Genomic DNA, 15,840 nt, shown 5'->3' with positions numbered 1-15,840 from the left:
TAGACTGACCAGTTGGTCAATATAATAAAAAGGGAGCACAAACATGAACAAAATCATCAATTTCTCGTTAAAAAATAAGTTCGCAGTTTGGCTACTAACCATTATTGTTACTATTGCGGGGATCTACTCTGGACTCAATATGAAGCTGGAAACAATCCCTGATATTACAACACCGATTGTGACAGTAACTACGGTCTATCCTGGTGCTACACCAGAAGAAGTAGCTGATAAAGTTTCAAAGCCAATGGAAGAACAACTACAAAATTTAAGCGGTGTTAACGTTGTGAGTTCATCATCTTTTCAAAACGCATCTTCTATTCAAGTAGAATACGATTTTGATAAAAATATGGAAAAAGCAGAAACAGAAATTAAAGAAGCTCTCACAAATGTAAAACTCCCAGAAGGTGTTAAAGATCCTAAAGTTTCACGAGTAAACTTCAATGCCTTTCCAGTTATTTCGTTAAGCGTGGCAAGTAAGAATGAATCTTTAGCTACCTTAACTGAAAATGTAGAAAAAAATGTTGTACCAGGATTAAAAGGACTTGATGGTGTTGCATCTGTTCAAATTGCTGGCCAACAAGTAGATGAAGTACAGCTTGTCTTCAAGAAAGATAAAATGAAAGAACTAGGACTAAGTGAAGATACCGTAAAAAATGTGATTAAGGGATCGGATGTATCTTTACCACTTGGCTTATACACATTTAAAGACACGGAAAAATCAGTTGTTGTAGATGGCAAGATTACAACGATTAAAGCGTTAAAAGAACTTAAAATCCCAGCTATACCTTCCTCACCTAACGGTCAAGGTAGTCAAAATGCTGGCGCTGGTGCACAAACGCCGCAAATGAATCCAGCTGCTATGAACGGGATTCCAACAGTTACATTAGACGAAATTGCTGACATTAAAGAAGTTGGGAAAGCAGAATCTATTTCTCGAACAAATGGAAAAGAAGCAATTGGAATTCAAATTGTGAAGGCCTCTGATGCAAATACAGTTGATGTTGTAAATGCAGTAAAAGATAAAGTAAAAGATCTTGAGAAAAAATATAAAGATTTAGAGATCATTTCAACATTCGACCAAGGTGCACCTATTGAAAAATCAGTTGAAACAATGCTGAGCAAAGCAATTTTCGGTGCTATCTTTGCGATTGTTATTATTATGCTGTTCCTACGAAATATTCGAACAACGTTAATTTCTGTCGTTTCAATACCACTTTCTTTATTAATTGCTGTTTTAGTCATAAAGCAAATGGATATTACGCTTAACATTATGACACTTGGAGCAATGACCGTTGCTATAGGCCGCGTTGTCGATGACTCAATTGTTGTTATTGAAAATATTTACCGACGTATGTCGTTATCAGAAGAGAAATTACGTGGAAAAGATTTAATTCGTGAAGCTACGAAAGAAATGTTTATCCCAATTATGTCTTCCACCATTGTAACAATTGCTGTATTTTTACCGCTTGGACTAGTAAAAGGTATGATTGGTGAAATGTTCTTACCATTCGCCTTAACTATCGTCTTCGCTTTATTAGCATCATTACTAGTAGCAGTTACAATCGTACCGATGCTAGCTCATTCCTTATTTAAGAAAGAGAGCATGAGGGAAAAAGAAGTACATCATGAAGAAAAACCAAGTAAATTAGCAAATGGGTATAAACGCATACTTGCATGGGCTTTAAATCACAAAATTATTACATCAAGTATCGCTGTCCTTCTATTAGTTGGTAGTCTTGCACTTGTACCAGTTATCGGTGTAAGTTTCTTACCTTCTGAAGAAGAAAAAATGATTATTGCAACATATAATCCTGAACCAGGTCAAACGTTAGAAGACGTTGAAAAAATTGCAACAAAAGCTGAGAAGCACTTCCAAGATAATAAAGACGTCAAAACAATTCAGTTCTCATTAGGTGGAGAGAATCCAATGAGTCCTGGTCAATCAAACCAAGCAATGTTCTTCGTGCAATATGATAACGACACGAAAAACTTCGAAAAAGAGAAAGAACAAGTCGTTAAAGATTTACAGAAGATGTCTGGCAAAGGCGAATGGAAAAACCAAGACTTCGGAGCAAGTGGCGGTAGTAATGAAATTAAACTATACGTTTACGGAGATAGCTCAGAAGACATTAAGCCTGTCGTAAAAGATATTCAAAATATCATGAAGAAAAATAAAGACTTAAAAGATATAGATTCTAGTATTGCAAAAACATATGCAGAGTACACTTTAGTCGCAGATCAAGAAAAGCTAAGTAAAATGGGCTTAACGGCTGCTCAAATTGGAATGGGACTTTCTAATCAACATGATCGCCCTGTTCTGACAACAATTAAAAAAGACGGTAAAGATATCAATGTATATGTAGAAGCTGAAAAACAAAATTATGAAACAATCGATGACTTAACAAATCGCAAAATTACAACACCACTTGGTAATGAAGTAGCTGTGAAAGATGTTATGACTGTAAAAGAAGGTGAAACATCGAATACAGTAACACACCGAGATGGACGTGTTTATGCAGAGGTTAGTGCCAAATTAACATCTGATGACGTTTCAAAAGCATCTGCTGCAGTACAAAAAGAAGTAGATAAAATGGATCTTCCTTCTGGTGTAGATGTTTCTATGGGCGGTGTTACTAAAGATATTGAAGAATCATTCAAACAACTTGGCTTAGCGATGTTAGCTGCGATTGCCATTGTATACTTCGTTCTTGTCGTTACATTTGGTGGTGCCCTAGCACCATTCGCAATTTTATTCTCGCTACCATTTACAATTATTGGGGCTCTTGTTGCCTTATTAATCTCTGGTGAAACATTAAGTGTATCTGCAATGATTGGTGCGCTTATGTTAATCGGTATCGTTGTAACAAACGCAATCGTGCTTATCGACCGCGTTATTCATAAGGAAAATGAAGGACTATCAACACGTGAAGCTTTATTAGAAGCTGGTGCAACACGCCTTCGTCCAATTTTAATGACTGCAATTGCAACAATCGGTGCTCTTATCCCGCTTGCATTAGGATTTGAAGGTAGTGGCTTAATTTCTAAAGGACTTGGCGTAACGGTAATTGGTGGATTAACAAGTTCAACGTTATTAACACTTCTTATTGTTCCAATCGTTTATGAAGTATTAAGCAAATTTAAAAAGAAAAAAACAAAATAACAAAAAAATAACCTCGCTAACTGCGAGGTTATTTTTTACAGGCTGTGGAGAAAGTCTTCTCCACAGCCTGTTTTTGTGTCTGAACCTCTTTTTATGTGTCAACACTGATAAAAAAGAGGAAAAGGAGAGATTTTTTATGATGGGTGCTTTAAAAAATCATCGTGATGAGCGTGTATCTGTTTCTGTAGAAGAGTTGGTTCCACAAGATCATTTCCTTCGTGCAATTGAAGCGACAATTAGTTTTGATTTTATTGAAGAGAAGTTACGCCCTTATTACTGTGAAAACAATGGACGCCCGTCCATTCATCCTATTGTTTTATTTAAGATGATGTTTATTGGATATTTTTACGGTATTCGTTCTGAGCGTCAATTGGAAAAGGAAATTAAAACGAATATTGCCTACCGTTGGTTTTTAGGGTTTTCTCTATCGGATACTATTCCGGATCACTCTACAATCAGTTGGAATCGTCGTACTCGTTTTATTCATACAAATATTTTCGAAGAAATTTTTGATGAGATTGTGAGACAAGCGACGGAGCACCGGATGGTAGGAGGACGTGCACTGATGACAGATTCTACACATATTAAGGCCAATGCCAATAAAAATAAATTTGTACATAAATATAAAAAAGAAAAAGCAAAGTTTTATATAGACGAGCTAGAAGCTGCGGTAATCGAAGATCGTGAGGTACATGGAAAAAAGAATTAAAACCTAGAAAGGAAAGTGATACCCCTACCAAAAAAACTCGTATAAGTACAACGGATCCAGATAGTGGATTTTTAATGAGAGATGGAAAACCAAATGGTTTTCATTTCTTGGATCATCGTACGACTGATGCGAAGTACAATATTATTACAGATACCTATGTAACGGCTGGAAATATGGCAGATTCCGAGCCGTATTTAGCACGCCTCCAAGCTCAGATTGATAAATTCGACTTCAAAGTAGAAGCTGTTGCCCTTGATGCTGGCTATTTTACAGGATATATCTGTAAGAAACTATCAGAACGGAATATATTTATGGTGATGGGGTATCGCCGATTTGGAAAACGGAATAAAGAAGTACCGAAAAGCCAATTTAAATATGTAGAAGAAATGAATGTTTTCGCTTGTCCGATGGGATGTATTCTAGAATATGTAACAACTGATCGTGAAGGATACCGTCAATACAAATCGAATCCAGAAGACTGCGCTGTTTGTCCGTTACGTGAGGTGTGCTTTTCAAAGAAACAAAAACAAAAAGTTATCACTCATCATGTGTGGGAGAAATATAAGGATATTGCTAGAAAAAACAAGCTAACAGCTACAGGGAAAAGGTTGTATAAAGTACGCTGTTCCACTATAGAGCGAAGCTTTGCAGACGCCAAAGAACTACATGGCTACCGCTATGCCCGGTTTCGAGGGCTGAAGTCTGTCCAAATGCAAGCTTATCTCACCGCAGCTTGTCAAAACATGAAAAAAATAGCCCTCCACCTGACCAAAAAGGGTCAGGTGGAGGGCTATTTTTTAAAATTCTATTATTTTATGTTGTTTTTATTCGCTAAAATCAAAAAAGATTCCAGAGTGTTGGGAACCCTAAAGGGTTTCCCAACACTCTGAAAAAAATAACCTCGCTAACTGCGAGGTTATTTTTTATTTCCAAACAAGATTAGGAAATCGCCATAGCCTTCTTTCTCTAATTCCTCTTTTGGAATAAATCGAAGAGCTGCCGAATTAATACAGTAACGAAGGCCATTTGGTCCTGGACCATCTGGAAATACGTGCCCAAGATGTGAATCTCCTTCTTTACTTCTCACTTCTGTACGTGTCATATTATGACTCACATCCATCTTTTCTTTCACACTTGCTGACATCACTGGTTTTGTAAAACTAGGCCATCCACATCCACTATCAAATTTATCTAGAGAAGTAAACAACGGCTCACCTGAAACGATGTCTACATAAAGACCTTCCTTTTTATGGTTCCAATACTCATTTCGAAATGGTGGTTCTGTACCATTTTCCTGTGTTACATAATACTGCATCTCATTGAGTTTTTCTTTTAAATGAGCATTATCCTTTGGCCAATGTTGCTTAATAAAAGCATCTCGTCCTGAGCCTTTACGATATAACTCATAGCGGAATGTGTTTTTCTTATGGTATCCTTGGTGATATTCTTCAGCTGGATAAAATGTAGCTGCTGGTAGTATTTTTGTCGCAATTGGTTTTGAAAAGCGTCCACTCTGCTCAAGCTCTTCTTTTGAGGCCTCTGCTTTTTTATGTTGTTCTTCATTATGATAAAAAATCACCGTTTCATAAGACTGTCCGCGGTCGTGGAATTGTCCACCAATATCGGTCGGATCAATTTGTCTCCAATATATATTTAACAATTCCTCATACGGTATTTTATTTGCATCAAATGTAATTTGTACTGCCTCATAATGTCCCGTCGTTTCTGAACATACTTCTTTATACGTTGGATTCTCTTTATGACCACCTGTATAGCCAGAAACAACCTTTATAATCCCTTCCATCTCTTCAAATGGCGAAACCATACACCAGAAGCACCCTCCAGCAAATGTAGCCAATTCTATCTTTTCATTTACAGCCATTACTTCACCCCTATTCTATGTTCTGCTTACAGTATGGCATAAGAAACATCATATTATAAAAGAAAAAGCACCGAACATCGATGCTTTTTCTTTACTTCACTTTATTTTTTCCAACATCCTTCTCCATTTCATCACTTGTCACGTCTAAAACATCTAATAAGAAGATGAAGATTGGAATACCGATAATTAATCCCCATACACCTAAGAAGTGTTCTGAGAAGATTAATACCATAAATGTATAGAAAATCGGTAAATTTGTTTTTTGCGACATAAACTTCGGGTTTAATACGTAACTTTCAAGCGCATGAATCACTGTTACGATAACCAAAATATAAACAACGTACATGATACCGCCAATATTGTAAGCAATCATACAAAGTGGGAATAACGAAATGATAACCCCCGCTACTGGAATTAAGCCAAGCAAGAAAATCATTAACGCTAAACCTAATAATTGCGGGAATCCTAATATCCATAATGCGATAACTGAAAGAACACAGTTAACAACAGCAATTAAAAATTGCGCTTCGATTACCTTTCCAAATGAACGTGCAAATTTCTTTCCGAAGTACTCAATTTCAGTATAGAAAATTGCAAGCCTGCTTTCTTTAAACTTTGCAGTAAAACCGACAATACGAGATTTTTCTAATAAGAAAAACAAACTCAAAATTAAAGAAAGTAAAACTTGAAGGCCAAATTTACCAACATTCGTAATCGATTTATACAAAATGTCTACGCCTTGTCCTACATATTTAGAAAGCTCCATATGATTGACAGCATTAACTGCATACTTAATTAGTTCACTATCTGGTGGGTTTCTTAAAAATACATTGAATTGGTAAATCAGTTGTGAAATTTGTATCGTCAATACTGGTAAATATTTAAATAGCGTAATAGCAATTCCACCAATTAACATTACATATAGAAATGCTATAATAATTTTTCGATTAATAGGCATGAAATGATCTAATTTGCGTGAAATAAACTTTTGGAATCGATCCATTAAATACGTGAGAATAAACGTAATTAATATTAAATTCAACATACTTTGCAGCCCGTATAACACGAGAGCAAGTATTACTAATACGAGTAACCTCTGAAATCCTTTGCTTTGAAACAGGTTTTTTATTTGCATAATCGACGAATACTCTCTCCTGTCCTATAAACTAAAACGTTAATAAGTAGATTTCTCTCTCTTTTCTACTTTTAATTATTCATTCATATTAAGATTTTTATAAACTCATTATATGCCTACCTTACCAGGTATATAGTAGCCTACTTCTTATTTTACAATACAATGACCTAATTCAAAACGTATTCTACATAGTATTAATGAAGATTTAAGGAAACTTACATTTTTTAATAGGTCTTACCACTACTGTAACATAAAAAGCAAGCTATCAGTAGAAATCTGTTCTACAAATAGCTTGCTTTTCTTATTTTTTAAGTAAGTTTTACTATCCAATGAATGGCATGAACATTGGGATGACAACTACTGTTACAACCCCAACTACCGTTACAGCAATACTTGCCATCGCTGCCTCTACCTCACCCATTTCAATTCCTACTGCAACTCCTAATGCATGACCCGCTGTTCCAAGTGCTAAACCTTTTGCAATCGGATGTTTCACTCTAAATGTTTTTAAGAATAATGCTCCTAATGCGTATACGATAACTGCGTTGAAAATAACTGCAAACGATGTAATTGCTGGAATACCACCAATACTTTCTGAAATTGGTAACGCAATTGCTGTTGTTGCTGCTTGTGGTAGCATTGAATTCATTACTGCTGTATCTAAACCGATTGCTTTTGCAACAATGAACACGACAATTACTGAGCAAATAGATCCAACCACGATAGCTGATAAAATTTGCCACCAATATTTTTTCAACTTATCAACTTGTTTATATAGTGGGATAGCGAATGCAATTGTTGCTGGCTCTAAGAAGAAACTAATCATTTTTCCGCCAGTATTATATTCTTCAAAAGTAAAGTTACCTACCTTTAGAAATACAATCCCTAATACCATCGCTACGAATAATGGTGTAAATAGGAAGAACCCTTTTGAATGCTTGAATAATAATGTTCCGATTCCGTATGCGATTAATGAAACGACGATTCCGAAATATGGAGTCATTGTGCTTGCCATTTTCATTACCTCCCAACAATATATAAATACAATGGTTACGCAACCTTTCCGTGCTTGCGTCCTTTATTTACTACTTTCAATTCTTTTGTATCTTCTGTTTCTTTTTCATCTTTTCCTAAAATAAATTGTGCAAATAATCCTGTTACAGCGAGTAAAATAACTGTCGCTACAACAATTACAGTTAAAATTTGTACAAAGTATTGCCCCATTACACCAAGAGAATTAATAACTGAAATACCTGATGGGACGAATAAGAATCCAATAATACCTGTTAAAGCTGTTCCGAGTGATTCAACTTGCTCCAATTTAATAACTTTTAAACATAATAGACTAAATAAAATAACTAACCCGATTACCGATGAAGGCATTGGAATTGGTAAATGTGTTACAATAATATTAGAAATTAACATAATAGCTGAAAATATGAATGCTTGTGATAAGAAACTATATACTTTTTTCGTACTCATTTTGGCCACCTCTTTCGATTTGGTACCTTTATTGTATAGAATATAACCGCCTAAGTAAGCGTTTACATAACAGAACGTCAAATATACAGAATCAGTTACAAATATAAAAGGATGAAATACAAAAGCTGCTCCTTAAATACGAAGCAGCTTCTTGAGTTCTTTTGCATATGTACGACTAACAGGTACTTTTGATCCTTCTTTCATAATTAAATTATAAGTAGAGTTAAACCATGGCTGAATTTCAGTAATATGATTAATATTTGCAATAAAGCTACGATGAACACGCATGAAACTTACTTGCGGCAACTTCTTTTCCAAAATCACAAGTGTATCGTGTGTTACATATGTTTCCCTCATTGTTTTTACTGTCACTTTTCCGTCCACAAGTCCTACATATACAATATCTTCAATATTAACAAGTACGATTGATTCTTCAATTGGTAATGCTAATTTATGCATCTCTACTGTTACATCTGTCCCCTTTATTTCGTGCTTCGTTTCTATTTGCGATTGTTTTTGTTTTTTATACTTCTTTAATGTCTGCACAATACGCTCTTCATCAAATGGTTTTAAAATGTAGTCTAACGCATCTACTTCAAATGCTTGCAGTGCATATTAATCATAGGCAGTAGCAAATACAATTGCAGGTGGATTTTTCATCTTCTTTAATATATTGGCGATTTCAAATCCGTTATCATCGGATAATTGAATATCTAAAAACACAATATCTGGTCTACTTTGCATTAGTTCTTCTAATGCGTCTTCCACACAATCAGCCTCACCAATTATCTCAACTTCTTTCGTTCTCTCTAATAAATACTTTAGTTCATCACGTGCTAACATTTCATCGTCAACTACTAATACTTTTAACAATCTGTTCTTCCTCCCCTACTTTTTTTGGAATAACAAAAGTAATCTCTGTCCCCTCATTTAATTCACTTTCGATATGAAGCATCGTTTCTTTTCCAAATAATCCAATAAGACGTTCATTAATATTATATAAAGCTGTTCCAGTCCCTTTCTTTGACGAAACTACCATCTTTCCTAATTGTTCTAAACGTTCTTCCTCAATTCCCTGTCCATTATCTTTTACTTCAAAATGAACCATACCCTCTTTTTCAAAAACATGCACTTCTACTTCACATACTGGTTGCTTCTTCGGAAAAGCGTGTCGCAATGCATTTTCAACCAATAGTTGAAGAACAAATGGTGGTACTAAAGTTGTCTTTAGCTCGTCCTCAATATACATCTTTACCTCATACTTATTTGGGAACCTTGCTTGTTCTAAGGATAGATATGCCTGTACATGGTTTAATTCTTGTTCTAGTGGAATCAATAACTGACGTGCCCCTTGCAAATTACATCGGAAATATACGCTAAGCTGTAATAATAACTTCCTTGCTTTTTCTACATCTGTTCGGCATAAAGCTGATACTGTATTAATCGCATTAAATAAAAAGTGCGGGTTAATTTGCGCTTGTAATGCTTTTATCTCTGCATCTTGCAATAATTTACTTTGCAACTCAGCTTCTCCTAACTCTAACTGCGTGGAGAATATTTTTGCTAACCCTTCTGCTAATTCTTCTTCAACGCGACTTAACTGGTTAGGATTTTTAAAATACAGTTTTAATGTCCCTATCGTATTTCCATGCGAAGTTAGTGGAATAACAATCGCCGCTTGCAAAGGGCATCCTTCATGTTGACAATTAATGACCTCACGTGATTTTGCTTTCATTATTTGCCCTGTATGTAAAACTTCTTTCGACAAACCAGTTATTAAACTATGTGAAGGAATATGGTGATCTGATGCTAATCCAACATGAGCTAATATTTTCTCTGTATCTGTTAAGGATACCGCATCTGTTCCTGTAAAACGGTGAATAATTTGTGCCACATGCTTACATGATTCTTCTGTTAAGCCTTGGCGAAAATATGGTAACGTTTTATCTGCAATACGTAATACCTTATGAGTCTGAAGTGCCTTTGCGTTCTCTTCCTGACGCAAAATAGCTTGTATCATAGAAAGTAAAATAAAACTTCCAAAACTATTTACAAGGATCATTGGTATCGCAATTGTTTTCACAATGCTCATTCCATCCTCTACAATTAATAGGATCATAATCATTTCTAAAGAAACGATAAAAACACTTAAAATCGCTGAAAACTTAGGAGTAATTGTACGATTATACTTTTTGAAAATGTATCCAATATACCCCGTTATAACACCTGCTAAAATTGACGAGATTGCACAACTTAGAGCTGTCGTCCCTCCAAGCATATAACGGTGAATACCAGCAATTGATCCTACCCCAATTCCGACGATAGGACCACCAAGCAATCCACTAATTCCAACACCCATAATACGTGTATTCGCAATGGTACTCGATGATGAAACACCTTGTAACCAATTTTCATTCATAATCGTATTTCCTGCTATTTCAATCCCAGTGTAATTGCTTACAATTGTAAATACCGAAAAAATACAAATAAGCTTAAGCTTATCTACATAGCCATCCTGTTTATGAAGGAGGCGTCTGAAAGTTTTAATATGAGAGAGTAAAAATCCTAAAATAACTATAAGTCCGACTCGTTCAATCATCATGAGTACTAAATTTAGCATCTTTGATTCATTCCTTTTTATTTAGTTAGTTTTATTATGGGAAAATAATGAAGTCGGCGTCAAGAAGAACGAAATGTTTTTTGAAATATTTTACACATAATAACTTCCTCTTTATTTGACAATACATATAGAAGAGTGCTAAAAATAAAGTAATATAATACAGTCCTTTAACCCAACCCCGTGAGGTTGAGAAGGAAGTCGGAATACAATATACGTATGTTCTTTTCTTGGGGATACGTATGCTTTTTTGGCCTTCTCATCATATCAGGTGAGAAGGCCTTTTGTTATTCTTCCATAGCGACTGTAGAAAATAAGGAGGAGTAATAATGAACGTCACTACTGATGTACAACAAACAACAGAGGAGACAAAAGCGAAAAGATATAAAACATTATTTGGTTCTGCGCTAGGATATGCAGCAGAAGGTTTAGATATGTTGCTATTATCGTTCGTACTTGTCTATATTTTAAAAGAGTTTCACTTAAGTCCTGTTGAAGGCGGAAACTTAACTTTAGCTACCACAATAGGAATGTTAATTGGTTCTTATTTATTTGGATTTATTGCTGATTTATTTGGCCGTATTCGTACAATGGCCTTCACAATCTTACTGTTTTCACTAGCAACCGCACTCATTTATTTCGCAACAGACTACTGGCAATTATTAATTCTGCGCTTTTTAGTTGGAATGGGAGTTGGTGGTGAATTCGGAATCGGAATGGCCATCGTAACAGAAACATGGTCTAAAGAAATGCGCGCTAAAGCGACATCTGTTGTTGCACTTGGATGGCAATTTGGTGTACTGATTGCTTCACTCCTTCCAGCATTTATTGTCCCACACTTTGGATGGAGAGCCGTTTTCTTATTTGGATTAATTCCAGCTTTACTAGCTGTCTATGTCCGTAAAAGTTTAAGTGAACCGAAAATATGGGAGCAAAAACAACGCTACAAAAAGGAGCTATTGCAAAAAGAAGCTGCAGGTAAATTAACAACTACTGAAGCAGAACAACTAAAACATATAAAAAAATTTCCACTTCGAAAGTTATTTGCCAATAAAAAAGTAACAATTACAACAATTGGTCTTAGTATTATGTCGTTCATCCAAAACTTCGGATATTACGGAATCTTCACATGGATGCCCACTATTTTAGCAAATAAATATAACTATACATTAGCAAAAGCAAGTGGCTGGATGTTCATTTCTACCATCGGTATGCTAATTGGAATTGCAATCTTTGGTATTCTAGCTGATAAAATTGGTCGACGTAAAACTTTTGCAATCTATTATATTGGCGGTACAGTATACTGTCTCATTTACTTCTTCTTATTCACAGATTCAACATTATTATTATGGGGAAGTGCATTGCTTGGATTCTTTGCAAATGGAATGATGGGAGGATTTGGAGCAATTTTAGCTGAAAACTATCCTGCTGAAGCTCGCTCTACCGCCGAAAACTTTATTTTCGGTACAGGACGTGGACTAGCTGGATTTGGGCCTGTTATTATTGGCTTACTTGCTACAGGTGGCAACCTACTTGGAGCATTGTCCTTGATTTTTATCATCTACCCAATCGGGTTAATTACAATGCTACTATGTGTACCAGAAACAAAGGGAAAAGTATTAGATTAAACGTAAAAGAGGAAGCATCTCATTTAAGATGCTTCCTCTTTTACGTTTTTATTTATTTTGATTTACTAGCCTTCTGAAATAAGAATGCAGTTTTATCTTCTTCTTTTACAATACCTTGTTTTAATGCTAATTCTCCCGCAACTTTAGGCGCTAACCATAGCATTGGGAATAACAAAATTGATACCGGAACTGCCGTCACCACGATAAACGATTGTAGCGCATTAATACTTCCTTCACCCATATATAAAAGAATTGCTGCAACTGCGCCCATAATAAGCGACCAAAAAATTCGCAAACTAATTCTAGGATCTCCGTCTCCAGTCACTGCCATTGAAATGGAATACGCCATTGAATCTCCTGTTGTCACTACAAATAAAATTGTTAATAAAAGAAATGCTGGTCCAATAATATTAGAAAGTGGCAATTGCCCTGTAATTGCAATCATAGCTGCCGGCATACCAGATTCACTTAATGCGTCCGAGATAGACCCAGGATTCATCAACTCATAAAACACGCCTGATCCACCTAATATAGTAAACCAAAATGTTGTAATAATAGGTGCGATAATTCCAATTGCAACGATGATTTCTCGAATCGTTCTCCCTCTTGAAATTCGACTCACTAAAATTGCCATCATTGGTCCGTATCCAATAAACCATCCCCAGAAAAAGATTGTCCAAGATCCTAACCAACTTGTATCACCACGGTATGTGCTCATCGGTATAAACTCATTTACATAAAATCCAAACGAAGAAACAAACGAATCAATAATAAATCCACCTGGCCCAAATAGTAATATGAATGCCATTAACACAATTGCTAATCTAACATTTAAATTACTTATAATTTGAATCCCTTTATCAATACCTGTTACTGCCGATATGGTAGACACGGCCACCACACAAACAATAATTGCTAATTGAGTAGTAAACACATCAGAAATTCCAAATAATTCTTGTAATCCATAACTTGCTTGTAAACCTAAAAATCCAATTGGGCCAATTGTACCTGCAGCTACTGCAATAATTGCAGCTGCATCAATTATCGTTCCAAGCAGGCTCTTTCTTAATTTTTCCCCAAAAATAGGATATAAAAGTGTTCGAGGTTTTAGCGGCATATCTTTATGATAATGTCCATACATCATAACTACCGCACTAATTGTACCTAAAATCGTCCATGCTAAAAATCCCCAATGCATATAACTTTGTGCTAAAGCAGGCATGACTGCTTCTTTCGTTCCAGCAGATATACCATCATGTATTGGTGGCACCGTCATCAAATGATACATTGGCTCTGCTGCTGCCCAAAAAACGCCACCTCCAGCAAGTAATGTAGACATAATAATAGCAAGCCATTTTGCCGTACTAATCTCAGGTTTTTCTAATCCCCCAAGCTTAACTCTCCCATATTTGGAGAAAGCCATACACATCGCAACAATAAATGTACCTAATAATAAAACTTGCCAGAAGGCACCGAAATATTTAATTGAAAAAGCGAAACTTTTATTAATCGCACTCTCTACATAATCCTTGTTCAAAAAAACTGCAATTACAAATAATAAAAGTGAACCACCACTAATAATAAATACAGGCCAATCAGTTTTTCGACTCTTCATCCTCATTTATACTTCCTCCTTCCTCAGCAATCTAAAAAAACAACTTTATTATGTTTTATTGTTTAAACCCAAAACATAATAATTATATATGCATAACATTTTATCGACTTCCCACATACTTATGTTGTCCCTAAAAATATGCCAAATCCCTTATTAAAAAGAAAAATTCTCTTCCTCTTACATAAAAAAGCAAAACAAAAGACCTTATATTTCTATAAGGTCTTCGAAACAGAAATTTGATTATAACATAAGGTACTCCTTGGTTCAAAAAGCCTCTTCCAAAAATAACCGAGAGTAAAGGCTTCCATTTGCTACATAACAGTAATTAAAAAAAATTATATTTCAAAGAAAAAACCTACACTAAATATTATTTATGAAAGAAATTTGGCTTCAAAATTTCATTCGGATACGGTTTATGATAAATGTGAGTGGTAGCTGGAGATAATGGTGGAATAAGCCATACCCAATTACCTGTTACAACACGACCACAAACAGCTTCTTGCTTCTCAAATTGCTGAAATTGTTGTGCAGCAGTATGGTGATCAACAATACTAACTCCTTGTTTTTTAAAGGAGTGTAGTACGGCAATATTCAACTCAATTAGCGCCTTATCTTTCCATAAGGTACCGTTTCTCGATGTATCTAAATCCATCATCTCCGCAACAGCCGGAAGTAAATTATAACGATCATGATCTGCTAAGTTGCGCGCCCCAATTTCTGTTCCCATATACCATCCATTGAACGGAGCGGCTGTATAAGAAATACCGCCAATTTCTAAACGCATATCTGAAATCATTGGAACACCATACCATTTCACTCCAAGTGATGAAATAGGGTATTCTGGGTGTTCAATTGGCACTTCTTTTACTTCTTCTCTCGGAATTTCTTTATATGTAGGTGCCTTCCCGTTTATAGAGAACACAAGTGGCAATACATCGAAATTCGTACCTTCTCCTTGCCAACCAAGCCCCTGACAAAAGTCCGTAAATGTAGCGGAATGAGAATCACCAATCACTCCCGTTTCTGTTTTATATCCTGCATATCGAATCAATTGGTGATTATAAATTCTTATATTATTTTCTTCACCTTGATATTGCTTAAAAATCGTAATGGTTGGTTTAACTTTCCCGTCGTTCGTTGCATATTTAATATGATGAATTAATGCATTATATACACCCTCTTCATCATTTACTTCGCGCGCATCTAATATGTGCATCTTACTCCAAAATAGTCTTCCAATACATCTATTACTGTTACGCCATGCCATTCGTGAACCATGAACAAGTTCTTCAAATGTATGCTCATATGTCCCTGTCTTCTCTATCTCAATTTGAATTTCTTTTATACGTTCTTCTATCAATTGTTCTTTATGAAGCTCCTTATAACAAATCGTAATAAAATTACTTGCTTCTTCTATTAATTGTTTCGTTTTACTCATAAACAATCTCCTTCTATTTCAACAAAACCCTGCTACTTTACAGTATAAGCAAAAAGGATAGGAGTCACAAATGAAAGTGAGAGTGTTACTTTTATTGTAATATTTTTCAGAAAATTAATGGACTTACTATTGACTTATATGGAAAATGGGTTTATTTTTGACTCAGGTAAAGTA

The 15,840-nt window shown here is 35.4% G+C and carries 9 protein-coding genes and 2 pseudogenes; 3 read left to right on the top strand and 8 right to left on the bottom strand.

Annotated features, from left to right (window positions below; genetic code table 11):
• The first annotated feature begins 43 nt into the window (after positions 1 to 43).
• Positions 44 to 3,160 (top strand): efflux RND transporter permease subunit, encoded by a 3,117-nt coding sequence (locus AC3WVZ_RS27305; protein ID WP_233935690.1) that lies wholly within the window; start codon positions 44 to 46, stop codon positions 3,158 to 3,160.
• Positions 3,161 to 3,296: 136 nt separating this feature from the next.
• A pseudogene (locus tag AC3WVZ_RS27300) lies at positions 3,297 to 4,666 on the top strand (IS1182-like element ISBth7 family transposase); the annotation flags it as partial.
• 119 nt (positions 4,667 to 4,785) lie between these two features.
• Here the strand turns inward: AC3WVZ_RS27300 and msrB are convergent.
• From msrB to lytS, 6 genes and pseudogenes are all read right to left on the bottom strand, one after another.
• Positions 4,786 to 5,751, bottom strand: a complete 966-nt coding sequence (gene msrB / locus AC3WVZ_RS27295) for a peptide-methionine (R)-S-oxide reductase MsrB (RefSeq protein ID WP_233935689.1) — start codon at positions 5,749 to 5,751, stop codon at positions 4,786 to 4,788.
• 91 nt (positions 5,752 to 5,842) lie between these two features.
• Complete coding sequence (locus AC3WVZ_RS27290; protein WP_001166010.1) at positions 5,843 to 6,886, bottom strand: AI-2E family transporter; 1,044 nt, start codon at positions 6,884 to 6,886, stop codon at positions 5,843 to 5,845.
• Positions 6,887 to 7,208: 322 nt separating this feature from the next.
• Positions 7,209 to 7,901 (bottom strand): antiholin-like protein LrgB, encoded by a 693-nt coding sequence (gene lrgB, locus AC3WVZ_RS27285; protein WP_000168869.1) that lies wholly within the window; start codon positions 7,899 to 7,901, stop codon positions 7,209 to 7,211.
• Between the two features lie 35 nt (positions 7,902 to 7,936).
• On the bottom strand, positions 7,937 to 8,368 hold the full coding sequence (gene lrgA / locus AC3WVZ_RS27280) for an antiholin-like murein hydrolase modulator LrgA (protein ID WP_043937447.1): 432 nt from the start codon (positions 8,366 to 8,368) through the stop codon (positions 7,937 to 7,939).
• 132 nt (positions 8,369 to 8,500) lie between these two features.
• Positions 8,501 to 9,241, bottom strand: a pseudogene (locus tag AC3WVZ_RS27275) (LytR/AlgR family response regulator transcription factor).
• Positions 9,219 to 10,988, bottom strand: coding sequence for a two-component system sensor histidine kinase LytS (gene lytS / locus AC3WVZ_RS27270; RefSeq protein ID WP_000933565.1), 1,770 nt, complete (start codon positions 10,986 to 10,988; stop codon positions 9,219 to 9,221). Before lytS ends, AC3WVZ_RS27275 begins: the two are co-directional and overlap by 23 nt.
• Before the next feature lie 326 nt (positions 10,989 to 11,314).
• Between lytS and AC3WVZ_RS27265 the strand changes: the two genes are divergently transcribed.
• Positions 11,315 to 12,613: an MFS transporter gene (locus AC3WVZ_RS27265; RefSeq protein WP_233935687.1), complete on the top strand. Its 1,299-nt coding sequence runs from the start codon at positions 11,315 to 11,317 to the stop codon at positions 12,611 to 12,613.
• A 52-nt stretch (positions 12,614 to 12,665) separates the two neighbouring features.
• On the opposite strand, the gene AC3WVZ_RS27260 is transcribed toward AC3WVZ_RS27265, so the two are convergent.
• Positions 12,666 to 14,234 (bottom strand): BCCT family transporter, encoded by a 1,569-nt coding sequence (locus AC3WVZ_RS27260; RefSeq protein ID WP_001242442.1) that lies wholly within the window; start codon positions 14,232 to 14,234, stop codon positions 12,666 to 12,668.
• 361 nt (positions 14,235 to 14,595) lie between these two features.
• Positions 14,596 to 15,666 (bottom strand): nitric oxide synthase oxygenase, encoded by a 1,071-nt coding sequence (locus tag AC3WVZ_RS27255; RefSeq protein WP_233935685.1) that lies wholly within the window; start codon positions 15,664 to 15,666, stop codon positions 14,596 to 14,598.
• Between the last annotated feature and the right edge of the window lie 174 nt (positions 15,667 to 15,840).

It is taken from the genome of Bacillus sp. CPT56D-587-MTF (assembly GCF_058792335.1).
This window is presented reverse-complemented; position numbering and strand designations above follow the sequence as displayed.

Bases quoted from the DNA above. Each gene is read 5' to 3' on its own strand.
- AC3WVZ_RS27305 (WP_233935690.1), top strand. From the start codon at position 44: ATGAACAAAATCATCAATTTCTCGTTAAAAAATAAGTTCGCAGTTTGG.
- msrB (WP_233935689.1), bottom strand. From the start codon at position 5,751: ATGGCTGTAAATGAAAAGATAGAATTGGCTACATTTGCTGGAGGGTGC.
- AC3WVZ_RS27290 (WP_001166010.1), bottom strand. From the start codon at position 6,886: ATGCAAATAAAAAACCTGTTTCAAAGCAAAGGATTTCAGAGGTTACTC.
- lrgB (WP_000168869.1), bottom strand. From the start codon at position 7,901: ATGGCAAGCACAATGACTCCATATTTCGGAATCGTCGTTTCATTAATC.
- lrgA (WP_043937447.1), bottom strand. From the start codon at position 8,368: ATGAGTACGAAAAAAGTATATAGTTTCTTATCACAAGCATTCATATTT.
- lytS (WP_000933565.1), bottom strand. From the start codon at position 10,988: ATGCTAAATTTAGTACTCATGATGATTGAACGAGTCGGACTTATAGTT.
- AC3WVZ_RS27265 (WP_233935687.1), top strand. From the start codon at position 11,315: ATGAACGTCACTACTGATGTACAACAAACAACAGAGGAGACAAAAGCG.
- AC3WVZ_RS27260 (WP_001242442.1), bottom strand. From the start codon at position 14,234: ATGAGGATGAAGAGTCGAAAAACTGATTGGCCTGTATTTATTATTAGT.
- AC3WVZ_RS27255 (WP_233935685.1), bottom strand. From the start codon at position 15,666: ATGAGTAAAACGAAACAATTAATAGAAGAAGCAAGTAATTTTATTACG.